We start from the raw sequence: 23117 nt of genomic DNA on the forward strand, positions 1-23117 counted from the left end.
CGACCCTCGGTTTTCTCCCCTCTCCCGCTTGCGGGAGAGGGGCGGGGGAGAGGGGAGCCAGAACAGTGCGGGAGAACCGCAAACTCAGCCAGCCCTCACCTTCGTCAACAACTTCGTCGTCGACCGGTCATGCAGGAATGGGATGGCATACGCCTCGCCGCCCCAACTCCGCACCAGCCGCGTTTCCTCCAGCGTGTCGATATCGTAATCGCCGCCCTTCACGTAGATATCCGGGCGTACCAGCCGGATCAACTCCACCGGCGTCTGCTCGCGGAACATTGCCACGAGGTCCACGGCGGCCAGTGCGGCAAGTAATGCCATGCGGTCGGCCTCGTTGTTGAGCGGGCGGTCGTCGCCCTTGCCCAGCATCTTCACCGACGCGTCGCTGTTGACGCCCAGGACCAGGCTGGCGCCCATCGCGCGGGCCTGCGCCAGGTAGGTGGCGTGGCCGCGATGGAGGATGTCGAACACGCCGTTGGTGAAGACCAGCGGGCGGGGCAGCGCGGCCACGGCGGCTTGCAGGGCGGCGATGTCGTCGGCGGGAACGAGCTTGGATTCGTAGGCGGGTGCGTTCATGGGAGAGAGCGAGTCGGAAAAGTCGGCGCGCCAATGAAAAACCCCATCGTATCCGATGGGGTCTTGTCACGCGGCGGAGAAGCGTCAACTCAGGCTTGGGCGGCCTGCAGGTTGGCGTTCAGTTCCTTGCGGTAGCGGTTCAGGTCCTGGACGGAATCGAACGTGCGCTCGAACAGCAGCGACATGTTGTGCAGGATCCGTTCGATGACCTTCTTCTCCCAGACCTCGTCGAAGCGGATCTGTTCGTCGAGCCAGTGCTCGAGCCAGTCCGGGTCCGGCAGGCGCGACTGCACCGTGTCGTTCGGGAACAGGGCCTTGTTCACGTGCAGGTTGGTCGGGTGCAGCGGCTTCTCGGTGCGGCGAGCCGAAGCCATCAGGACACCGATCTTGGCGAACGCGGCACGGGCGGTATCGCCGAACTGGGCCAGGTACTTCTTCATGTAGCGCAGGTAGGCGCCGCCATGGCGGGCTTCATCCTGCGACAGCGTGCGGTAGATATGCTTGATCACCGGTTCCGAGTGCCATTCGGCAGCGCGGCGGTACCAGTGGTTCAGGCGGATCTCGCCGCAGAAATGCAGCATCAGCGTTTCCAGCGGCGGGGCCGGATCGAACTCGAAGCGCACGGCGTGCAGTTCTTCCTCGGTCGGGACCAGGTCCGGACGGAAGCGGCGCAGATATTCCATCAGCACCAGCGAATGCTTCTGTTCCTCGAAGAACCAGATGCTCATGAACGCCGAAAAATCGGAATCGTCGCGGTTGTCGCGCAGGAACATTTCCGTGGCGGGCAGGGCCGACCATTCGGTGATTGCGTTCATGCGGATGGTCTTCGCCTGGTCGTCGGTGAGCAGGCTCGCGTCGAAGGAATCCCACGGGATGTCCTTGTCCATGTGCCAGCGGACCGCTTCCAACGATTTGAAGAGTTCGGGGTAGAGCATGCCTAAGCCTTTGAAATCACTGGCGGATTCTACCAGACAGGAATCATTCTCGAATGTTTTCTCTAGTGTCTTTCAGCAAACGCTGATGGATTTTTATCGGTGCGCCTGACAGGGCGCCCGAAAGTGGTGCGACTACGACACTTCCCGCGAGGGGGGAGGCCGGGCGTTGGCCACGCCCGGCATGCATCACTTGGCCTCGTCGGGGGCCGTTTTTGGGGCGGCTGCCTTTTTGGGCGCCTTGGCTGCAGGCTTCTTTGCAGCAGGCTTTTTCGCGGTGGCTTTCCGTGCAGTGGGTTTTGGCGCGGCCGTCGAGGGCGCCTGACTGGCCGGCTCGGCGCCGTCAGCCCCCGCGGCCATGCCGCCAAATCCTGGCATCCCGGGCATTCCGGGCATCCCCGACATGCCCCCGCCGAACGGCGCGGCGCTGGCCGCCGCCGCGCTGCTGGCGATCTGTGCGAACTGGCGCTGCAGCAGGTCCCACCACAGCGCGGCATTGGGCGGCAGTTGCGCGTTGCCGCTGTCGGACGCAGCGGCGTCCCCGGTTTCGGCGGCAGACTCGGGCGGCGAGTCGGCTTCTTCCTCGTCAGGGACGTCGTTCTCGGCATCGGCCTGTGCCTCGGACACCGTGCGCGGCGTCTCGAACGGGTTGGCGTGATGGGCTGGATGTGCGCTCGGGGCGTTGGCCGCGCGGGCCACGTTCTCCATCGCGCTCTGCATCTTCTCGGGAGACAGGGCGTTGCCGAAAGTCTGCAGCGCTACGAGCGTGGCGCGCTGGACTTCGAGGCCCTGGATCGTGGTACGCAGAAGGTTGGTGTTGAGCTGGAGCCAGCTTTCCACGGCCTTGAGGTCGTGGATGCGCTTGTCGACTTCGTCGAGGTCCATCGGCGGCGTCATTGCGCTCAGGCCAGGCATCAGGCCGCTGGGCATGCCGCTGCCGCTGGACCACATCCTGCGCAGCAGGTCGAAGCTATTCGAGAAATCGGGGATCTGTCCGAACATGGTGCGGCACTCCATCTGTCGGGGCCGTCCGACTAGGGAGAGGACGGCCGGTTACCGGAACTGGGGCGGCCGCTTCTCGCGCAGGCTCGCCATGCCTTCGTGTACGTCGGGGCCAGCGAAGCCCATGAATTCAAGCGCCAGCGAGGTATCGAACGCGGGACCGGCCATGCGCAGCCAGTTGTTGAGCGCGTACTTGGTCCAGCGGATGGCGGATTGCGAACCCGCCGCGAGCCGGTTGGCCACCTCGAATGCCTTGGCAACCAGTTCGTCCTCTTCCACTGCCAGCGATACCAGGCCAATCCGCTCGGCTTCCTCGCCGCTGACCGACTCGCACAGCATCAGATAGTACTTGGCCTTGGCCATTCCGCACAGCAGCGGCCACACGATGGCCGCATGATCGCCCGCTGCCACGCCCAGCCGCGTGTGTCCATCGACGATGCGCGCGGTCTTCGACGCAATCGAGATATCGGCCAGCAGCCCGGCCACCAGACCCGCGCCCACGGCCGGGCCGTGCATGGCGGAGACGATGGGCTTGTCGCAGTTGATGACGTTGTAGACGAGGTCGCGCGCCTCGTGCCAGACCCGGGTGCGGGTCTCGAAATCATTGGCCATGTCTTCCACCAGCGCCAGGTCGCCGCCCGCCGAGAAGCCCTTGCCTTCGCCCCGGATGATGGCGACGCGGATATCGGGATCGGCGGAGATGTCGCGCCAGATCTCGGCCAGTTCGCGGTGCATGTTGGCATCCGCCGTGGCCAGCTTGCGGTTGGACGACTGTGCCGCGCCCATGATGACTTCGAGCACCGGGCCGTGGCGGCGCAGCGTGAGCGCCTGATAACGCGACAGGCGGGGGGACAGTGTCTGGTCTTCGGAGGTCATAGTCGGCGGGCTCTCTGTCTTTTGTGTCGGGGACGGCCCGGCCGGGCAAAAAAATTCCCCGACCAAGCGGTCGGGGAATTATAGGCGGATCGGTACGGGGTGGGGCAAGCCGGGTTTGCACCCGGTCCCGATGCGATGGCTGCGCTTACCGGGCCACCACTTCCTGGTCGATGGCGCCGAAGATCGACTTGCCATCGGTGTCGAGCATCTCGATGCGCACGGAATCGCCAAACTTCATGAACTCCGTCTCCGGCTTGCCATTCTCGATGGTCTCGATGGTCCGTTTCTCGGCGATGCAGGCGTAGCCCTTCTTGCGGTCCACGTTCGAGATCGTGCCCGAGCCGACGATGCTGCCCGCGCGCACGTTGCGCGTCTTGCAGATATGGGCGATCAACTGGCCGAAGTCGAACACCATGTCGGTGCCGCAGTCGGGCGTGCCCACCTTCTTGCTGTTCCAGTGGACCGTCATCGGGCGATGGACCTTGCGGTTCTGCCACGCATCGCCCAGTTCGTCGGGCGTGACGGCCACGGGCGAGAAGGCCGTGGCCGGCTTGCTCTGGAAGAAGCCGAAGCCCTTGCCCAGTTCGGCGGGAATCAGGTTGCGCAGCGATACATCGTTGGCCAGCATGACAAGGCGGATGGCCTCGCCAGCCTGTTCGGGCGTGGCGCCCATGCGCACGTCGCCGGTGATGACGGCCACTTCGGCTTCGAAGTCGATGCCGAAGGCTTCATTGGCGCAGACGATGTCGTCGTGCGGGCCGATGAAGTCGTCCGAGCCGCCCTGGTACATCAGCGGATCGGTCCAGAATTCGGGCGGCATCTCGGCGCCCCGTGCCTTGCGCACCAGTTCCACATGGTTCACGTAGGCCGAGCCGTCGGCCCATTGATAGGCGCGCGGCAGCGGCGCCATGCAGTGCTTGGGCTCGAACGGGAACGGATGGCGCGCGCGGCCTGCGTTCAGTGCATCGTAGAGATCCTGCAGTTGCGGCGCGTAGAACTGCCAGTCGTCGAGCGCGGTTTGCATCTTGCCGGCGATATCGGTGGCGTAGTGCGCGGTCTTCAGGTCGCGCGAGACAACGACGAGCTGGCCGTCGCGCGAACCGTCCTTCAATGTGGCGAGTTTCATGCGGAATCGAACGTTTGCGAACGTTGGGCGAAATGGATGGGCGGTAGTCTACCGGACCGGGGTTGTGAATCCGCGACGGGCCGGCTTGTATAGAATGGCCGACAGCACTTTTCCAATTTCTCCAATTTCCCTTTAGCGAGCACGCATGACGGTTGTGGACGACCACGACACCCCCGGCGACACCTCATCCAGCGACGACGACAAGCGTGCTGGCATCCAGTCGATCGAAGTCGGCTTCCGGCTGCTACAGGCACTGGCGGCCTCGCCCCGCGCGATGATGCTGCGCGACCTGGCCGCCGCCGCCGACATGAATCCGGCCAAGGCGCACCGATACCTGGTCAGCTTCCAGCGGCTGGGGGCCGTGACGCAGGATGCCGTCAGCCAGCGCTATGACCTCGGACCCTTCGCGCTGCAACTCGGGCTGGCGGGTCTGAACCGGCTCGATCCGGTGCGCCGCGCGCGGCCGGTGCTGTCGCAACTGCGCGACGAGATCGACCAGACTGCCGGCATCGCCGTGTGGGGCAATCATGGTCCCACCATCGTGCATTGGGAGGAATCGAGCCATCCAGTCAGCGTGAGTCTGCGGCTGGGCGATGTGATGCCGATGCTGAATTCGGCCACGGGGCGGTTGTATGGCGCGTATCTGTCACGGCGTCAGACACTGCCGCTGATCGAGCGCGAACTCTCGACGCGCAGCGATGCCGCACTGCCTGACATGCCCGCATCGCTCGCCGCATACGACGCCATCTGCGCCGATGTCCGCCAGCGCGGCGCGGCGCGCACGCGGGGCGGCGTGCTGCCGGGCATCAATGCCATCTCCACGCCAGTGTTCGATGCCAATGGCCATTTGTCGATGGCGCTCATCGTGCTCGGCGCGCAGAGCGTATTCGATGCAGAATGGGGCGGTGCGGTGGATCGGCGTGTGCGCGACATCGCGCGGCAGATCTCTTCGGAGCTCGGTTACCTTGGCGACAGCCAACCGGCCGGACAGGACGGCCAACCCTCGTAGGCATTCTTCGCGTTCGCCCCGCTATCGGCGTATCCGTCGCTGGCTGGTGGTGCTCGTACTGGTGGCGATCGCGCATGCGCTGGTGCTGCTCGGCCTGAACCACATACCGTTGACCACGCTGCCGCCGCTGCCGGATACGCCTGCGCTTGAGGCGATCCTGATTCCCCCTCCGGCACCGCCTGCGCCGCCACGGCCCCGGCCACCGCCCAAAGTGCGTCCGGCACAGGCTGCTCAAACGCCCGTTCCTGAAACCGAATCCGCCCCAGAACCGGCAGCGCCTGCGCTTGCTACCTCGACGAGCGGTGATACCACCGCCAATGCCGGAGCCGGCGGCACGGGCGATGCCGCCAATGCCAACGCGGGTGCCAAGGCCAGCGCGCCTACGGAAGCGCCCGCCGTGCCTGGGCCGAACTATGCGCCGCCACCTTCGGTGACCATGCGTTACGCGAGTTTCGTCAATGGCGTGCAAAACCCCGACGGCACCATCCGATGGGAGCAGGATGGCCGGCACTACCGGCTGGCGGTGGAAACGCGCGTGCTGTGGTTCCGCTTCGCGTTTGAAAGCAGCGGTGACATGACCGCACGCGGCCTGCAGCCCACGCGATACCAGGAGGCCCGCCGCAACAAGCAGGCGGTGGCCCGCTTCGATCACGCCGCAAGTACGGTGGTGTTTGAAACGCGTGGCGGCCAGGTGCCGATGCCGACCAACTTCCAGGACCGGTTCAGCGTGTTCCTGCAACTGGTTGGATGGGCGCGCGGCGACCCGCAGCGCTATGCCACACCGGGTGTCACGGAGACGTTCAATGTGGCGGACACCACGGAAGTGGAGCCGATGCAGGTTCAGTACGTGGGTGAGGAGAATATCGATATCGGCACGGGCATGGTGCGCACGCGCCACTTCATGCGGCTGCCACGCCACCCGGGAGATCGCCGTCGCGTGGAAATCTGGCTGGCGCCGTCATTGGACTGGATGCCAGCGCGGTTGCGTCAGACGGAACCCGATGGCACACAAATTGATCTCGTCTATCGTAGTAGTGAGGGACGGTGATAGTGAGCGCCGTGACAACGCTGGACAACACAGGGATTGCCATATGTCTGACACAGGGTCGCAGCGCATCCAGGCGGGAGATGTCGGACTTCAGGTTCGGGTCGACGGCCGCGAGGGCCCGTGGGTCGTACTGGCCCACGCGCTGGCTGCGAACCTGACACTGTGGGACGACACTGCCCGCCATCTGGCCTCGCGCTATCGCGTGTTGCGCATCGACATGCGGGGTCATGGCGGCAGCGATGCCCCCGTGGGCGCCTACACGATGACCCGTCTGGCGGATGATGTCATTGCAGTGATGGATGCGCTCGATATCGGCCAGGCGCATTTCTGTGGGGTATCGGTAGGCGGGATGGTGGGGCAGACGTTGGGTGTTCGCCACGCCGAGCGGCTGTTATCGCTCACCCTGGTGGACACGATCGACCATACTCCCATGACAGCGCATCCGATGTGGGCCAACCGGATTGGCCAGGCAGAGGCGCATGGCATGAAGGGTTTGCAGGAAGGCACGCTCGAACGCTGGATGACGCAGCCCTATCGCGACGGTCATCCCGAGGCAGTCGAACGGATTGCGCAGATGATTCGCGCCACGCCGGTGCAAGGGTTTGTGGGGGTGGCGCAGGCCATCCTGGCATTCGATCTGGCCGAGGCCATCCGGCGGATTCGTTGCCCGACGCTGGTGGTTGTGGGCGACAAGGATGAGGGTGCGCCGGTGTCGATGGCCCAATCCATTGCCGAAAAAATTCCTGGTGCGAAGCTGGAGGTGCTTCCCGACGCTGCGCACCTGTCGTTTATCGAACAGCCGGAACGGTTCCATGCCGCGTTCGACGTGTTCCTCGGCCACGCTGCATGTGGCGGACAGTGTGATATTCCGTAACGCAACCGTGTAGTTCGCAACACAGTAGTGCCCGGTGCTCAAGAAACTTGCTTCACGCGCCGATGCCCAATGTAAGAGGGCAGCAAAAGGGCAACAAGCAACAAGCAACAACCAGGGACAAGCAGCTGCACGAGGCGCGTCCGACTTGAATTAAGGACGGCTACCCTCAGCTTGGAGAGGAAATCGCGTCGGTTCCGGCCAGGAACAGGGCGCCAACCATACGCCAGGAGGTAGTGCGATGCAAATGATCTACAACAGCGACAACTATTGCATTGTCGAGTTTGGCGCAGATGTCGAGCATGCGACCCTTGCCTCGGGCGGCTACGAAATCGTCGACAAGAACCTGAAACGCGAAATTTTTCTCGGCGGCCATATGGCCGAGACCTTCCGCGCCGACGTGACGCGTCTGATCGAGAGCGAGCCATCGGTCGAGGAAGTGGACGAATTCCTCGGCAAGTTCGACATTGTCATGAACAACCCCCTTGTCATGCATTGAGTCACCGACTGGCAACGCACGATCCGGACACGATAACGCCCGCATCAGCGGGCGTTTTCTTTTGGTTCGGGCAAGGCGTTCAGTATTGTTCCCACGGCAGGCCGTCATGGCGCCAGCCGTTGACGGTATTACGATGCCGGTGCGGATCGAGGTCCCCTTCGAAGCCGTGCAACACGTTATAGACCGTGGTGAATCCGGCGCCTTCCAGCGCCCGCGCCGCCGCTGCCGAGCGGTTGCCGCTGCGGCAGATCAGGATCACCGGACGCGCCGAGGCATGGCCGGCCAGCTTTTTTACCGCCTGCACAAAGTGCGGATTGACCTCCCAGTCGGGGCCATCATTCCAGGGGACGTTATGCGCACCTTGCGGATGGCCGACGAACAGGTACTCCATCTCGCTGCGACAGTCGATGAACAGCCCATCGGGCTCGGCATCGAGCAGCGTGCGGGCATCGCTGGGGGTCAGGTGTTGCATGGCGTTGACGGGAATACCGGGGTTCGTGGCGTAAGCGTCTCTCAGTGTAGGCGTGCAGGCCGGACCTGACAACCGGCGAAAAAGCCTTGGAAAGCCCCTTTCCTGCCGGCCGCAATACCTTGATCTACCTGATAAAATCGCGATCTTGCCCAAATTTTGCGCCGGCGGTCCGTCATACCGTGGACCGATGGTGACATTCCAGTGAAGCCCCAGATGAGCGCCGTCCAACCTGCCCCCCGCCCCTATACCCGGGCCGCCAGCCTTCCCAAGCTGCTCCGTGAACGGATCCTGATCCTCGACGGCGCCATGGGCACGATGATCCAGCGCTACAAGCTTGGCGAAGCCGAGTATCGCGGCACGCGTTTCCTGGACCACCCCATCGACGTCAAGGGCAACAACGAACTGCTGCTGCTGACGCGTCCCGAGGTCATCAGCGAAATCCACGAGCAATACCTGGCTGCCGGTGCCGACCTGATCGAGACCAACACGTTCGGGGCTACGCGCGTGGCGCAGGAAGACTACAAGATGGCGGACCTGGCGTACGAGATGAACGTCGAGGCCGCCCGCCTCGCGCGCATCGCCTGCGACAAGTACAGCACGCCCGAGAAGCCGCGCTTCGTGGCCGGCGCGTTCGGCCCGACGCCCAAGACGGCCAGCATCAGCCCGGACGTCAACGATCCCGGCGCGCGCAATGTCTCGTTCGAGGAACTGCGCCACTCGTACTACGAGCAAGGCAAGGCCCTGCTCGAAGGCGGCGCCGATGTGTTCCTGGTCGAGACGATCTTCGACACGCTCAACGCCAAGGCTGCACTGTTTGCCATCGACCAACTGTTCGAGGACACCGGCGAGCGCGTGCCCGTGATGATCTCGGGCACTGTGACCGATGCCTCTGGCCGCATCCTGTCCGGCCAGACCGTGGAAGCGTTCTGGAACAGCCTGCGCCATGCGCGTCCGGTCACCTTCGGCCTGAACTGCGCGCTGGGTGCCACGCTGATGCGCCCGTACGTGGCCGAGCTGGCCAAGATCTGCGACGCCGCCGTGTCGTGCTATCCGAACGCGGGCCTGCCCAATCCGATGAGCGATACCGGCTTCGACGAAACGCCGGAAGTCACCTCGGCGCTGGTGGAGGAATTCGCAGCCTCGGGCCTGGTGAACCTGGTGGGCGGCTGCTGCGGCACCACGCCGGACCACATCGCGGCCATCGCCAAGCGCGTAGCCAACAAGGCCCCGCGCGCGTGGGCGAACTATTCCGACAACGTGGCCGAAGACGCCGCCGCCTGACACATCGCACGCACCGAGCATAGAGAAAAGAATCATGAGCCAGCAACACCTGCCCCCGCGTCCGATGCGCCTGTCCGGCCTGGAGCCGTTCACGATCGATGACGACACGCTGTTCGTCAACGTTGGCGAGCGGACCAACGTCACCGGTTCCAAGGCATTCGCGCGGATGATCTTGAACGGCCAGTTCGACGAGGCGCTGGCTGTGGCGCGCCAGCAGGTCGAGAACGGCGCGCAGATCATCGACATCAACATGGACGAGGCAATGCTCGATTCGAAGGCGGCGATGGTGCGCTTTCTGAATCTGATTGCGTCGGAGCCGGACATCGCGCGCGTGCCGATCATGATCGACTCGTCGAAGTGGGACGTGATCGAAGCGGGTCTGCAGTGCGTGCAGGGCAAGGCCGTGGTGAACTCGATCTCGCTCAAGGAGGGCGAGGAACAGTTCCGCCACCACGCCACGATGATTCGCCGCTATGGTGCGGCCAGCGTGGTGATGGCCTTCGACGAGAAGGGGCAGGCCGACACGTTCGCGCGCAAGACCGAGATCTGCAAGCGCAGCTATGACTTCCTCGTGAACGAAGTGGGCTTCCCGCCCGAGGACATCATCTTCGATCCGAACATCTTCGCGGTGGCGACCGGTATCGAGGAACACAACAACTACGCGGTGGACTTCATCGAGGCCACGCGCTGGATCAAGCAGAACCTGCCGTATGCCAAGGTGAGCGGCGGCGTGTCGAACGTGTCGTTCTCGTTCCGCGGCAACGACATGGTGCGCGAGGCGATTCACACCGTGTTCCTGTACCACGCCATTGCGGCGGGCATGGACATGGGCATCGTCAACGCCGGCCAGCTCGGCGTGTATGACCAGCTCGATCCGGAACTGCGCGAGCGCGTGGAAGACGTGGTGCTGAATCGTCGCGACGATGCCACCGATCGTCTGCTGGAGATTGCCGACAAGTTCAAGGGCGGCGGCCAGAAGAAGGAAGAGAACCTGGCCTGGCGCGGCACGCCGGAGCAGCCGGTGCCGGTGTCGCAGCGTCTGACGCACGCGCTGGTGCATGGCATCACCACGTTCATCGTGGAAGATACCGAGGAAGTGCGCCAGGAAGTGGCGGCGCGCGGCGGTCGTCCGATCGAGGTGATCGAAGGCCCGCTGATGGACGGCATGAACGTGGTGGGCGACCTGTTCGGCGCGGGCAAGATGTTCCTGCCGCAGGTGGTCAAGAGCGCGCGCGTGATGAAGCAGGCCGTGGCGCATCTGCTGCCGTACATCGAAGAAGAGAAGCGCCTGCTGGCCGAGGCTGGCGGCGATGTGCGCGCACGCGGCAAGATCGTGATTGCGACGGTGAAGGGCGACGTGCACGACATCGGCAAGAACATCGTCTCGGTGGTGCTCCAGTGCAACAACTACGAAGTGGTCAACATGGGCGTGATGGTCCCGTGCAACGAGATCCTGGCGCGTGCCAAGGTCGAGGGCGCAGACATCGTGGGCCTGTCGGGGCTGATCACGCCGTCGCTGGAAGAAATGGCGTACGTGGCGTCCGAGATGCAGCGCGACGACTACTTCCGCATCAAGAAGATTCCGCTGCTGATTGGCGGCGCTACGACCTCGCGCGTGCACACGGCAGTCAAGATCGCGCCGAACTATGACGGTCCGGTGGTGTACGTGCCCGATGCCTCGCGCTCGGTGAGCGTGGCGTCGAGCCTGCTCTCCGATGAAGGCGCCGCGAAGTACCTGGACGAGTTGAAGACCGACTACGACCGCATCCGCACGCAGCATGCCAACAAGAAGGCCACGCCGATGGTGACGCTGGCCGAGGCGCGTGCGAACAAGACGCCGATCGACTGGCGCACCTATGTGCCGCCGAAGCCGAAGTTTATCGGCCGCCGCGTGTTCCGCAACTACGATCTGTCCGAACTCGCCAAGTACATCGACTGGGGCCCGTTCTTCCAGACCTGGGATCTGGCTGGCAAATTCCCCGACATCCTCAACGACGAGATCGTTGGCGAATCGGCGCGCCGCGTCTTCTCCGATGGCAAGAGCATGTTGGCCCGGTTGATCCAGGGCCGCTGGCTGTCGGCCAATGGTGTGATCGCGCTGCTGCCGGCGAATACCGTCAACGACGACGATATCGAGATCTACACGGACGAGTCGCGCACGCAGGTCGCCATGACGTGGCACAACCTGCGCCAGCAGAGCGAGCGTCCCGTAGTGGATGGTGTGAAGCGTCCGAACCGCTGCCTGGCGGATTTCGTTGCGCCGAAGTCGAGCGGCGTGGCCGACTACATCGGCGTGTTCGCGGTGACGGCCGGTATCGGCGTGGACAAGAAGGAAGCGCAGTTCGAAGCCGATCACGACGACTACAGCGCGATCATGCTCAAGTCGCTGGCCGACCGTCTGGCCGAGGCGTTTGCCGAATGCCTGCACGAGCGCGTGCGCAAGGACTTGTGGGGTTACGACGCGGCGGAGTCGCTGAGCAACGAGCAGTTGATCGACGAAACGTATCGCGGCATCCGTCCGGCGCCGGGCTATCCGGCCTGCCCGGAACACACGGTCAAGGCGCCGATGTTCGAGTATCTCGATGCAGCGGATATCGGCATGGGCATTACCGAAGGGCTGGCAATGACGCCGGCGGCATCGGTCAGCGGTTTCTACCTGTCGCATCCGGACTCGACGTACTTCAGTGTGGGCAAGATCGGGCAGGACCAGCTCGACGATATGGTGGCCCGCCGTGGCGAGGATCGCCTGACGCTGGAGCGTGCGCTGGCGCCGAACCTGTAAGCGGCGAAGTCGCAGCTGTAAGCAGTTGCAATGCATTGCGAGAGCCGGGACGCCGCATATCAGCGGCCTCCCGGCTTTTTGTTGCGTGGTCGCCGCGCGGGTAACGTTGATGCGTAAGGGATTCCCGATGCGGACGTTATCTGGCGATGCCGGCGCGATGATCGTCGTTCATGTCCGCAATGTCTTCACCACTGCTTACAGGGCATTACAAGTGCTCACAGACCGGCATGGTCGTGCTCCCTAGACTGGAACCCAGTTCACGTGACACCGCGTGAATGCCGCAGCGAATGTTTCGCTTGCGGTGCATACCAGTCAAGGAGTCTCATCCATGAAGAAGCTGCTGATCTCGCTGTCTGCCCTGTCGATTGCTGCTGCCTCGTCGCTGGCGATGGCGCAAGGGACTGGCGTCACCGCCGGTACGCAAGCCGGTGGCGGCATAACGGCCACTACGCCGGCTTCTCCGTCGGGCAGCCTGGGCGCTGGCGCGAACGCCGGTGTCAATGCTGGCGGTGCGGCAACCGGTGCCGTAACGCCGGCCAGCCCGAGCGCAGCCGACCCGGCGTCGCATGCCGACAAGGGTGGCAAGGCGGACAAGGCTCACAAGGCTGACAAGACGACGAAGACCAAGGGCAGCCACGCCAGCAAGTCGAAGTCGAAGAAGGACGGCGCCGAAAGCAGCGCGCTGGGTGCTTCGGCCGGTGCCGATGGCGGCACCAAGATCCAGTAATCCTCTGTTCCATTGACAACCGGCAGACGGCGGGCCCCTCCAGACCGCCATCTGCCGGGGTCGGGAACAATGAAGAGAAGACGGGCGCCGTGATGGCGCCCGTTGTCGTTTTGTGCGCCGCAGTGCAGCATTTCCCCAGCGCGGATCTCCCCGCCCATGTCAGCCTGACACCGACATCTTCCGCGCGGCGCCAGCACTACAATGCAGGAAACCGGCCCGGTTCGTGCTTCGGCAGGCTGGCCGTACCCCTCACCGTGGAGACACCCGATGATTCGCGTCTTGATCGCCGACGATCATGAGATCGTGCGCGCCGGTCTGCGCCAGTTCATTTCAGAGGAGCCCGACATCAAGGTGACGGGCGAAGCCGCGAGCGGCGATGAAGTGATGGCGCAGTTGCGGGATAGCGAGTTCGACGTGCTCGTACTCGATATCTCCATGCCGGATCGCAACGGCATTGATGTACTCAAGCTGATCCGCCAGCGCCTGCCTAACCTGCCGGTGCTGATCCTGTCCACCTATCCGGAAGACCAGTACGCGATCAACCTGATCCGTGCGGGCGCGTCGGGCTATCTGACGAAAGAATCCGCGCCGGACGATCTCGTCAAGGCCATCCGCACCGTGGCGCAGGGCCGCCGTTATGTCAGCCCCGTCGTGGCAGACCTGCTGATCGGCGGACTCGACAAGCCAACCGAACAACCCGTGCACCAGACGCTGTCCGAGCGCGAGTTTCAGATCTTCTGCAAACTCTCGCGCGGCCAATCCGTCTCGGTGATCGCCGATGAACTGTTCCTGAGCGTGAAGACGGTGAGCACCTACCGCTCGCGCATCCTGGAGAAAATGGGTATGAAGACCAACGCCGACCTGACCTACTACGCCATCAAGAACGGCCTGGTCGAATAGGTATCCACCGCAGCTCACGTCGGACTTCTATCGCATAACCACCTCCAGCCCCGTTCCAACAGCCATGCCGGAGCAAGCCACGGCCTCTTCCCCTCGCTCGCTGCGAGTCCTCCTGATCGAGGACTCGGAGGTGTTGCGGGGCATGCTGCTGGAATATCTCACCGCCTTTCCGTTTGTGAAGGAGGTGGACTGGGCCGATACGGAGAGCATGGCCGTGGGGCTGGCCGCGCGCGGCAACTACGACGTGGTGATCGTCGATCTGCAACTGCGTCAGGGCAACGGCATCAATGTCCTGCGCGAAATGCAGAAAGCCAGCATGTCCGGCATCCGCATCGTCTACACGAACCACGCCCAGGTATCCATGTACCGGCGCCAGTGCGCCGATGCCGGTGCGGATTATTTCTTCGACAAATCGCTGGAACTGGAGCAGGTGTTCCGGGTGATCGAGGAATATGCGATGTCGGCGGGGTGATTGCTTGATCCCCTCTCGGTGTTGGCTCCCCTCTCCCGCGAGCGGGAGAGGGGTTGGGGGAGAGGGCATGAGGTTCTGCTTGCCGACCACATAGCAATTTGAACTGCCGGCCCTCTCCCCCGCCCCTCTCCCGCAAGCGGGAGAGGGGAGCAAATACAAGAACCTCTCCCTCTCCGCATCAATCCCTCAAACCTCCGCCGCCTCCTCAGGCGGTGCCAGCACCGCGGTCGTCAACGGCACCTCTGCCCGAATCGTCACGCCCTGTTCCGGCGAGGAATCCACATGCATCGTGCCCCCCAGTGCCAGCACGCGCTGCTCCATGCCGAGCAGACCGTGATGGCCGGCGGTGGTGGTGACGTCGAAGTCAGGCGGCAGGCCGTGGCCATCGTCGCGGATGGTCAGCGTGATCTGCTGGTCGGTGCAGGCCAGGATTACGGACACATGCGTGGCTTCCGCGTACTTGCTGGCGTTGTTGAGCGATTCCTGGACGATGCGGTACATCGCGATAGCGGCGTTGTCGCGCAACTGGGGCAGCGACTCGGGCAGCACCAGTTCGGTCTCCCACTGATTCCGGGCGCCAACGTCTTCCACCAACTGGACGATGGCTTCGCGCAGCCCAAGGTTCAGCAACACCGTGGGCCGCAAATCCTCGATCAGACGCCGCTTGATCTGGATGGCCTGGTCGGCATGCTGCATCACGCGTGTGATCTTGTCGCGCGCTTCGGGGTGGGTGGCCTGCACGCGCATCTTGACCCAGTGCAGGTCGAGCTTGATGGCTGTGAGGATCGCGCCAAGTTCGTCGTGCAACTCGCGCGCCAGCCGTGTCTTCTCGTCTTCGGTTACGCGTTGCAAGTGAGCGGCCAGTGCAGAGAGTTGCCGCGTGCGTGCGCGCACCTTGCGGTCGAGCCGTGCGCTTTCTTCTTCGAGCTGGGTGCGGGCCGCCTCGGCCATCGTCATGCGGCGCTGGTGTCCCAGCCCCACCGTGACAAGCAGCAGGATGTTGATGGCGGTCAGCAGGCCGATGCCGTAACGCGACAACTGCAGGTCATGCTCGGCAGCTTCCAGGTTGTGCGTGACCGTGCCGGACTCGCGCACCTGCAGTTGTTCCAGTCCGCGCCGCGCGCTTTCCATGGTCTGCTTGCCGAAGTCGGTGCGGATCATGTCGAGCGCCACGTCCACGTCGCGCTTGCCGTAGACCAGCGTCAGTGCCATCTCGTTGAGCTTGCGCGTCACGAACTGCGAAGTCTCGCCGAATAGCCGCAGCCCCTCGGGGTCATCGGCGTAATGCTGGCGGATGCGCGCCATCAGGTCGGTGATGTGCGGCAGTGCCTTGTAGTACGGATCGAGATAGCTCTCCTTTCCGGTCAGCAGGTAGCCGCGCTGCCCGGCCTCTGCATTGACGAGTTCGGCGGCCAGCGCGCCAAGATCACTTTGCAATTGCTGGGAGCGGATGGCCTCCGTATAGCCCTGGCGCAGGCGCAGGTTGCCGGTTTCCGATGCGATCAGCACCGCCAGGGTCAGCACGATGCCCCCGGCCAGCAACAGGGAATTACGGAGAAGGAGGGAATGCTTGGCCATCGGGAGAGTACCGGTTGAGGCGCCGCCCATCGACAAGCAGGGCACACGGGCGGCCATGGAATCACATCGTTTCAGCGGGGTCAATCGTACCGGTGCGCGCCCGGCGCCGCATCCGGCGCGGCGCGCGGCGCGGTGTAGGACTCGGCTGACATCTGAATCGGTCAGGTTTCGGTGTGCGGTCAAAGGGCCGGCCCCTAGCATGAGGCTATGAGCTTGCGCACCGTGGCGCAAGCCGGGCAAACCGGCATACCGGGGCGCCCGCTAACCTCGGGAGACCGGCCATGCTGTATTACGCACTCGTCTTTTTCATTGTCGCCCTGGTGGCGGCGATCTTCGGCTTCGGTGGCATTGCAGCCGGCGCAGTGGAGATTGCCAAGATCCTGTTCTTCATCTTCCTGGTGGTGGCCCTGGTGACGTTTGTAATGGGCCTGGTGCGCCGACGGTAAGCGCGACAGGTCTCGGCTAAGCCCGCCGGGTCTCTCGACGGGCGCCATGCTGAAAGATCCCGAACCGGAAAACAGGAGTCCATACATGCTCACGCAAAATCCGAAGGTCCGTAAGGAAATCAACCATCTGCACGACAGCGCCGATGCGGCTGTTCGCCAGATCAAGCATTCCGCCCGCGATAGCCGCGACGCCATGACGCCCGCATCGGATGAAGTCAAGGCGCTGATCGCCCAGCTCCAGCAAACCATCGACGTGCTGGCGCACGAGGGGTCGGCCGAGGGGCTGGCCGCTGGCCGCCGCCTGCGCATGCGCGCCAACGAGATGGCCGAGCGTATGCGCGAACGCAGCCTGGACGGCATGCACTGGGCGCGAGACCAGGCCAGCGTGGCCGTGGATCACGGCCGCCAGCGCGTGGCCGAATCGCCGATGAAGGCCATCGGTATTGCCGCCCTGGTGGGCGCGTGTATCGGATTGATGTTGGCGGGCCGCCGTTCGGACGAATAGCGTCTGGAGCAATCCGACGGCCACGTCATGCGTATTCGAAGGAGGTCTTGCTTCCTTCAACCTTGCAGCAACCCCCTTTCCGGATAAATCCCTGATCCGGGATGCCCGGGCACCTCACGGTGTCCGGGTTTTTTTTTCGTGCGCAGGGGAAGGCGAGGGACAAATCTTTCAGAAGCCTTTCTGCGGATGCAGCAAGGCTGGCGGCGCGTGGCCGCCAGTGAAACGGTCATGCAGCAGGGAGCAACGAATGCGAAGGCGGCTCAGACGCCCCACAACACGTCGGTGCCTTCCTTCTGCGAGAGGCGCAGCATGTCCAGGAATGGGTAGGCCCGCTGGCCAAGATGCAGCGGTTCCTCTTCCTTGTCATCCTGTTCGCCGGGGTGAACGGTGGTATCGGCCGGGTGGGTCCGCTTCGCGTCCAGGACGGCGGCTTCGAGCTTGCGGATGGCCGCCGGCATCTCCTCGGACGTGATCACCCCGCGCTCGCCCAGGTGCTTGCCGATGATGCCAAGCAGCGTGACGGCAAGGTCCTTCATCATGATCAGGTCCTGCGCCGCGTGGGATTTGAAGGTGATCAGCATGATGTTTCCTTTCACGAGTGGGGGGTCGCGCGCCCCAGGCGCCCGACCAGTCGCATGATGTCAGCATAGCACCTGATAAAATTCCGCGTTTCCCGATTTGCAATGTCGGTTGGGCGGCGCGGCCTTCACTTGGCCGTGGCCCGCAACCGGCAGCTTCCGCCTTCGAGGCCAAGATATCCATGCTGCCTGTTCAGACCTCACAACTCGCCGCCGCGTTCACTGACGCCGTGCGTGCGCTGGCCCCGGCCGACGTCAACCTGCCCGCGGTCACGTTCGAGCGCCCCAAGGCAGCCGCCCACGGCGACCTGGCGTGCAATATCGCCATGCAGGTGGCCAAGGCGCTGAAGACCAACCCGCGCGAACTGGCGCAGAAGGTGGTGGACGCGGTCAACGCCGATCCGCGTGCCTCGGTGCTGGTGGCCGCGCTGGAAATCGCCGGTCCCGGCTTCATCAACCTACGCCTGACCCCGGCCGCCCGCGCCGAGGTGCTGCGCGCCGTGCTGGCCGATGGCGACCGCTACGGTGCCCGGGCCGCCGGCGAGCATGGCCAGGTGCTGGTGGAGTTCGTCTCGGCCAACCCGACCGGCCCGCTGCACGTTGGCCACGGCCGACAGGCCGCGCTGGGCGACGCGCTGGCCAACCTGCTGGACTGGCAGGGCTGGAAGGTCCATCGCGAGTTCTACTACAACGACGCCGGCGTGCAGATCCAGACGCTGGCCATCTCCGTCCAGGCACGGGCGCGCGGCATGAAGCCGGGTGACGCAGGCTGGCCCGTGTCTGCCTACAACGGCGACTACATCGCCGAGATCGCTGCCGACTTCCTGGCTGGCAAGACCGTGGCCGCTTCTGATGGCGAGCCGGTCACGGCATCGGGCAACATCGAGGATATCGAGTCGATCCGCAAGTTCGCGGTCACCTATCTGCGCAACGAGCAGGACATCGACCTGCAGGCGTTCGGCGTGAAGTTCGACCGCTATTACCTGGAGTCGTCGCTGTACAGCGATGGCCGCGTGGAATCGGCCGTGCAGTCGCTGGTGGCCAAGGGCAAGACGTACGAGAACGAAGGCGCGCTGTGGCTGCGCACCACGGACGATGGCGACGACAAGGATCGCGTCATGAAGAAGACGGACGGCACGTACACGTACTTCGTGCCCGACGTGGCGTACCACACCACCAAGTGGGAGCGCGGCTTCGCCAAGGTCATCAACGTGCAGGGCAGCGACCACCACGGCACCATTGCCCGTGTGCGCGCCGGCCTGCAGGGCCTGGACATCGGCATTCCGCAGGGCTACCCCGACTACGTGCTGCACAAGATGGTCACCGTGATGAAGGACGGCGAGGAGGTCAAGATCTCCAAGCGCGCCGGTTCCTACGTGACCGTGCGAGACCTGATCGAATGGAGCAACGGCGGCAGCGAGACGATTCGCGGCTGCCTGGAAGGCGCCGTGGCCGACTGGCCTGCGCACTTCACGCGGGGCCGCGATGCGGTGCGCTTCTTCCTGCTGTCGCGCAAGGCCGATACCGAATTCGTGTTCGACGTGGACCTGGCGCTCAAGCAGAACGACGAGAACCCGGTGTATTACGTGCAGTACGCCCACGCGCGCATTTGCTCGATCTTCGAGGCATGGGGCGGTGCCGACTGGCAGACGCGCCTGCCCGAGCTGGCCAGCGTGGACCTGGCGGCCGTGACCGCTGCCGATGTCAGCCCGCAGGCCATTGCGCTGGGCCGTCGTCTGGCGGAGTTCCCCGACATGCTGGCCGCCGCCGCTGGCGAACTGGCGCCGCATGCCGTGGCGTTCTACCTGCGCGATCTGGCTGGGGATTTCCACGCGTTCTACAACGCGGACCGCGTGCTCGTGGACGACGAGACGGTCAAGCGGGCCCGCCTGGCGCTGCTGGCCGCAACGCGTCAGGTGCTCAGGAACGGTCTGGCCGTGATCGGTGTGTCCGCGCCGCAACGGATGGATCGGGAACAGGCAGCCTGAACCCGGTGCAGGTGGCTCTATAATCCCCGGCATCACCGAAGAGGACTTCATGCAACACAAAGCCAAGCGCGCCGCGCGCACCGTCCGCCATCGCCTGACGCAACGCGGCGGCACGTTCCTGGGCCTGGTGCTCGGCCTGATCGTTGGCCTGGCGATTGCCGTGGTCATCGCGTTGTACATCACCAAGTCGCCCGCGCCGTTCCAGCAGAAGGGCGTCAATGGCCCCGCCACCCCGCGCGCGACCGAGCCCGGTAACGTGACCAGCGCGCTGCCGAGTCCGACTCAGCCTCAGCAGCCAAGCGCCGAGCCGTCGGACCCGAACCGTCCGCTGTGGAGCAAGACGCCCGCCAAGCCCGTGGGCCAGGCCGAGCCGCCCGCCGCACCGTCCCAGCCGTCCGTGGCGACGACGCGTCCGGCCGAGCCGGGTGCGACAAATGGCAACGGCCTGACGCCGATCAAGCCGACGGACAAGCCGGCCGAAAAGCCTGCGGACAAGCCGGTGACGCGTCCGGCCGAGAAGCCGGTAGCCGATCCGATCGCAGAAATTGCACAGGCCGATGCCAACAAGGTCGGATACCTGTTGCAGGTGGGCGCGTTCCGATCGCAGGATGATGCCGACCGGCAGAAGGCCAACCTGGCCATGCAGGGCTTCGAGGCGCGGGTCACGGACCGCGATGTCAACGGGATCAAGATGTACCGCGTTCGGGTGGGACCGTTCAACCGGATCGAGGACATGAACCGCGTGCGGGACCGCCTGCAGTCGGCTGGTTTCGACGCCTCGGTCATCCGCTTTACCAAGCAATAATTCCGGATGGGGTGGCGGCGGCGTGAACCAAGCGCCGCCGCCGTGGTCCTAGCCCCAATCATCCAGACGCATTCATCGCACGTTCAACCTGTAAGGCCCTTCGAACATGAAGAAAATTGCCGCACTGATCGCTACCGTTGCCGCCGTGAGCGGCCTGCTGATGTCCGCGCCCGCCGCCATGGCCGCGCCGACCGAAGGCAAGGACTACACCGTTCTGAAAGCCCCGCAAGCTGTGCCGGCTGGCAAGATCGAAGTGACCGAGTTCTTCTGGTACGGCTGCCCGCATTGCTACGACTTCGAGCCGGAACTGGAAGCATGGATCAAGAAGCAGGGCAAGGACGTGGTGTTCAAGCGCGTGCCGGTAGCCTTCCGTGACGACCTGCTGCCGCATACCAAGATCTACTACGCGCTGGAATCGCTGGGCAAGCTCGACGCCATGACCGGCAAGGTCTTCGAGGCCATCCACAAGCAACGCAAGCGCATGCTGGATACCAACGAGATCGCCGACTTCATGGCGCAGAACGGCATCGACAAGAAGCAGTGGCTCGACACCTATAACTCGTTCTCGGTGACGACCAGCGCCCAGCGCGCGAACAAGATTGCCGATGCGTACAAGATCGATGGCGTGCCGACTGTCGTGGTGCAAGGTAAGTACGAAACCTCGCCCTCGATCGCCGGCACGATTCCCAACGCGATCAAGACCATGGACTTCCTGGTCGACGGCGTACGTGGAAAGAAGCTTTGAGCGTTTGAGCGCTTGAGGTAAGACAAAAAACCCGGCGGTGTCGCCGGGTTTTTTTATGGGCGCTTGAATCCCTGATTGTTTACTCCCCTCTCCCGCATGGCGGGAGAGGGGCTGGGGGAGAGGGCAGGAAGTTCTGCTTGCCGACTTGTCTCAATTTGAATCGCTGGCCCTCTCCCCCGCCCCTCTCCCGCAAGCGGGAGAGGGGAGTAAACCAAGGGAAGCGGTTGAACCAGCTATATTCCACCCCATGCCAAATCAAAAGATCTTTCTCACGGGTGCGTCCAGCGGCATTGGCCAGGCGCTGGCGCGGGCCTATGCGGCGCGAGGCGCGGCATTGGGTCTCGTTGGTCGGCGCGAAGACGCATTGCGGGCTTTTGCCGACACCCTGCCAAATCCCGATGCCGTACGCATCTACACCGCCGATGTGCGCGATGCCGATGCGATGCTGGCCGCCGCCACCGATTTTCTCGCCCATGTGGGCTGTCCCGATGTGGTGATCGCCAACGCCGGAATTTCGGTTGGCACCGTGGCCAGCGAGCGTGAGGATCTGGAGCAGTTTCGTGCCGTCATGGATACCAACTGGTTCGGTACGCTGACCACGTTCCAGCCGTTTCTCTCGCCAATGTGCAAGCAGCCCCCGGGCGCCGATGGCTGGCGTGGGACGCTCGTTGGCATTGCCAGCGTGGCGGGTGTGCGCGGCTTGCCGGGTGGCGGGGCCTACAGTGCGTCGAAGTCAGCAGTGATCAAGCTGCTGGAGAGCCTGCGGCTGGAACAATCGCGCGAGCGGATTCGTGTGGTGACCATCGCACCGGGTTATATCCGCACGCCGATGACCGCGCACAATCCGTATCGCATGCCATTCCTGATGGATGCCGATGACTTCGCGCGCAAGGCGGTGCGCGAGATCGCGGGTGGCACGCGGTTCAAGGTGATTCCGTGGCAGATGGGTGTGGTGGCAACGGTGCTGCACGTGCTGCCGTTCTGGCTCTACGACGCATTGTTCCGCCGCGCGCCGCGCAAGCCGCGCAAGTCTGCGGAAGCGCGGGACACATGATGTGGATCGATGCCATCGGCCAGCAACACGACACCGCTTCCGGCGAGGTGCGTATCGCCTCGCTCGTGCCATCGATCACCGAGTTGCTGTTCGATCTCGGCCTCGCTGATCGCATTGTCGCGCGCACCGGCTTCTGCATCCACCCCGAGCTTGCGGTGCGGGCCGTGGAGAAAGTGGGTGGCACCAAGGACGTGAAGGTGGATCGCCTGCGCGCGTTGGCGCCGACGCACGTCATCGTCAACATCGACGAGAACCGGAAGGAGACCGTCGATGAGATCCGCAGCTTCGTGCCGCATGTGATCGTCACCCATCCGTGTCGTCCCGACGATAACTTCGCGCTGTACACATTGCTCGGCGGCATCTTCGACAAGCAGGCCGAGGCAACGCGGCTATCCTTCAATTTGCGCGAAGCACTCGATGCACTGCGCGCACGCAAATGGACGCCACGACGCGTGCTCTACGCCATCTGGCAAGACCCATGGATGACGGTGTCGCGCGCCACCTATATCAGTCAGATGCTCGCGCTCGTGAATTGGTCGACATGGCCCGACGATGCGCTCGTGGCCTGTGTCGATGGCGATTGCAGCCGTCCCAATGCGGAAGGCGAGCGCTATCCGACGTTCAAATGGAGCGATGCACTGGTGCGTGAGCTGGACGCCGTGCTGCTATCGACCGAACCGTACCGCTTCACCGAGGATCATGCCGATGCGCTGGAGCGCCAGATCGGCAAGCCTGTGCTGCTGGTGGATGGCGAGATGCTGTCGTGGTACGGCAGCCGCGCCGTGGCCGGTGTGAAGTATCTGCAGGCACTGGCGGCGGCCGGTATCTGACCGTCGCCAGCAGAG

24 protein-coding genes are annotated in these 23117 nt (G+C 64.1%); 16 read left to right on the forward strand and 8 right to left on the reverse strand.

The annotated features are described in order from the left end of the window. Window positions 1-84: 84 nt before the first annotated feature. From rfaE2 to GA566_RS00530, 5 genes are all read right to left on the reverse strand, one after another. Window positions 85-576 (reverse strand): D-glycero-beta-D-manno-heptose 1-phosphate adenylyltransferase, encoded by a 492-nt coding sequence (gene rfaE2 / locus GA566_RS00510; RefSeq protein WP_137923625.1) that lies wholly within the window; start codon window positions 574-576, stop codon window positions 85-87. Between the two features lie 89 nt (window positions 577-665). Further along, on the reverse strand, window positions 666-1511 hold the full coding sequence (locus GA566_RS00515; protein ID WP_137923624.1) for a ferritin-like domain-containing protein: 846 nt from the start codon (window positions 1509-1511) through the stop codon (window positions 666-668). 186 nt (window positions 1512-1697) lie between these two features. Then, on the reverse strand, window positions 1698-2510 hold the full coding sequence (locus GA566_RS00520; RefSeq protein ID WP_137923623.1) for a PhaM family polyhydroxyalkanoate granule multifunctional regulatory protein: 813 nt from the start codon (window positions 2508-2510) through the stop codon (window positions 1698-1700). A gap of 51 nt (window positions 2511-2561) precedes the next feature. Next, the gene (locus GA566_RS00525) at window positions 2562-3386 is read right to left on the reverse strand and encodes an enoyl-CoA hydratase/isomerase family protein (RefSeq protein ID WP_137923622.1); all 825 of its coding nucleotides are present in this window, start codon (window positions 3384-3386) and stop codon (window positions 2562-2564) included. A gap of 145 nt (window positions 3387-3531) precedes the next feature. Further along, on the reverse strand, window positions 3532-4512 hold the full coding sequence (locus GA566_RS00530) for a fumarylacetoacetate hydrolase family protein (protein ID WP_160471161.1): 981 nt from the start codon (window positions 4510-4512) through the stop codon (window positions 3532-3534). 145 nt (window positions 4513-4657) lie between these two features. Between GA566_RS00530 and GA566_RS00535 the strand changes: the two genes are divergently transcribed. The 4 genes from GA566_RS00535 (at window position 4658) to GA566_RS00550 (ending at window position 7939) form a co-directional block, all read left to right on the forward strand. After that, a complete protein-coding gene (locus tag GA566_RS00535) occupies window positions 4658-5521 on the forward strand; it encodes an IclR family transcriptional regulator (protein WP_160471163.1) in 864 nt (287 codons plus the stop codon). Beyond that, entirely contained in the window at window positions 5478-6569 is a 1092-nt protein-coding gene (locus tag GA566_RS00540; RefSeq protein ID WP_370459251.1) for a DUF3108 domain-containing protein, read from the forward strand. Before GA566_RS00535 ends, GA566_RS00540 begins: the two co-directional genes overlap by 44 nt. A gap of 43 nt (window positions 6570-6612) precedes the next feature. Next, complete coding sequence (locus tag GA566_RS00545) at window positions 6613-7443, forward strand: alpha/beta fold hydrolase (protein WP_160471165.1); 831 nt, start codon at window positions 6613-6615, stop codon at window positions 7441-7443. A gap of 238 nt (window positions 7444-7681) precedes the next feature. After that, entirely contained in the window at window positions 7682-7939 is a 258-nt protein-coding gene (locus tag GA566_RS00550; protein ID WP_137923618.1) for a DUF3567 domain-containing protein, read from the forward strand. 79 nt (window positions 7940-8018) lie between these two features. Here GA566_RS00550 and GA566_RS00555 read toward each other — a convergent pair whose 3' ends face one another. Further along, window positions 8019-8411: a rhodanese-like domain-containing protein gene (locus tag GA566_RS00555; protein WP_137923617.1), complete on the reverse strand. Its 393-nt coding sequence runs from the start codon at window positions 8409-8411 to the stop codon at window positions 8019-8021. A 213-nt stretch (window positions 8412-8624) separates the two neighbouring features. Between GA566_RS00555 and GA566_RS00560 the strand changes: the two genes are divergently transcribed. The 5 genes from GA566_RS00560 (at window position 8625) to GA566_RS00580 (ending at window position 14573) form a co-directional block, all read left to right on the forward strand. Further along, entirely contained in the window at window positions 8625-9692 is a 1068-nt protein-coding gene (locus tag GA566_RS00560; protein ID WP_137923616.1) for a homocysteine S-methyltransferase family protein, read from the forward strand. 34 nt (window positions 9693-9726) lie between these two features. Further along, the gene (gene metH / locus GA566_RS00565) at window positions 9727-12474 is read left to right on the forward strand and encodes a methionine synthase (RefSeq protein ID WP_160471167.1); all 2748 of its coding nucleotides are present in this window, start codon (window positions 9727-9729) and stop codon (window positions 12472-12474) included. Between the two features lie 328 nt (window positions 12475-12802). Then, the gene (locus GA566_RS00570; RefSeq protein ID WP_137923614.1) at window positions 12803-13201 is read left to right on the forward strand and encodes a hypothetical protein; all 399 of its coding nucleotides are present in this window, start codon (window positions 12803-12805) and stop codon (window positions 13199-13201) included. 267 nt (window positions 13202-13468) lie between these two features. Beyond that, window positions 13469-14101, forward strand: coding sequence for a response regulator transcription factor (locus tag GA566_RS00575; protein ID WP_137923613.1), 633 nt, complete (start codon window positions 13469-13471; stop codon window positions 14099-14101). Between the two features lie 64 nt (window positions 14102-14165). Beyond that, window positions 14166-14573, forward strand: coding sequence for a response regulator (locus GA566_RS00580; protein ID WP_137923612.1), 408 nt, complete (start codon window positions 14166-14168; stop codon window positions 14571-14573). A gap of 186 nt (window positions 14574-14759) precedes the next feature. Here GA566_RS00580 and GA566_RS00585 read toward each other — a convergent pair whose 3' ends face one another. After that, entirely contained in the window at window positions 14760-16151 is a 1392-nt protein-coding gene (locus tag GA566_RS00585; protein WP_160471170.1) for a CHASE3 domain-containing protein, read from the reverse strand. 281 nt (window positions 16152-16432) lie between these two features. On the opposite strand from GA566_RS00585, the gene GA566_RS00590 reads away from it, so the two are divergent. Together GA566_RS00590 and GA566_RS00595 are read left to right on the forward strand one after the other, a co-directional pair. Beyond that, window positions 16433-16597, forward strand: a complete 165-nt coding sequence (locus GA566_RS00590; protein ID WP_084003954.1) for a DUF1328 domain-containing protein — start codon at window positions 16433-16435, stop codon at window positions 16595-16597. A gap of 85 nt (window positions 16598-16682) precedes the next feature. Then, the gene (locus GA566_RS00595; RefSeq protein WP_137923610.1) at window positions 16683-17102 is read left to right on the forward strand and encodes a YqjD family protein; all 420 of its coding nucleotides are present in this window, start codon (window positions 16683-16685) and stop codon (window positions 17100-17102) included. Window positions 17103-17362: 260 nt separating this feature from the next. Here GA566_RS00595 and GA566_RS00600 read toward each other — a convergent pair whose 3' ends face one another. Next, window positions 17363-17683: a DUF1840 domain-containing protein gene (locus tag GA566_RS00600; RefSeq protein WP_137923609.1), complete on the reverse strand. Its 321-nt coding sequence runs from the start codon at window positions 17681-17683 to the stop codon at window positions 17363-17365. A 179-nt stretch (window positions 17684-17862) separates the two neighbouring features. On the opposite strand from GA566_RS00600, the gene argS reads away from it, so the two are divergent. The 5 genes from argS to GA566_RS00625 all read left to right on the forward strand — a co-directional run bounded on the left by argS (window position 17863) and on the right by GA566_RS00625 (window position 23102). Further along, window positions 17863-19668, forward strand: coding sequence for an arginine--tRNA ligase (gene argS / locus GA566_RS00605; protein ID WP_160471172.1), 1806 nt, complete (start codon window positions 17863-17865; stop codon window positions 19666-19668). Between the two features lie 49 nt (window positions 19669-19717). After that, window positions 19718-20473, forward strand: a complete 756-nt coding sequence (locus GA566_RS00610; RefSeq protein ID WP_160471174.1) for an SPOR domain-containing protein — start codon at window positions 19718-19720, stop codon at window positions 20471-20473. 106 nt (window positions 20474-20579) lie between these two features. Continuing rightward, entirely contained in the window at window positions 20580-21218 is a 639-nt protein-coding gene (locus GA566_RS00615) for a thiol:disulfide interchange protein DsbA/DsbL (protein WP_137923606.1), read from the forward strand. Window positions 21219-21465: 247 nt separating this feature from the next. Further along, the gene (locus GA566_RS00620) at window positions 21466-22272 is read left to right on the forward strand and encodes an SDR family oxidoreductase (RefSeq protein WP_160471176.1); all 807 of its coding nucleotides are present in this window, start codon (window positions 21466-21468) and stop codon (window positions 22270-22272) included. Then, entirely contained in the window at window positions 22272-23102 is an 831-nt protein-coding gene (locus GA566_RS00625; protein ID WP_160473189.1) for a helical backbone metal receptor, read from the forward strand. The genes GA566_RS00620 and GA566_RS00625 overlap by 1 nt, the downstream gene beginning before the upstream one ends. Window positions 23103-23117: the final 15 nt, after the last annotated feature.

Origin of the sequence: Cupriavidus sp. SW-Y-13 (assembly GCF_009793345.1) — a bacterium.
Taxonomy (GTDB): domain Bacteria; phylum Pseudomonadota; class Gammaproteobacteria; order Burkholderiales; family Burkholderiaceae; genus Cupriavidus.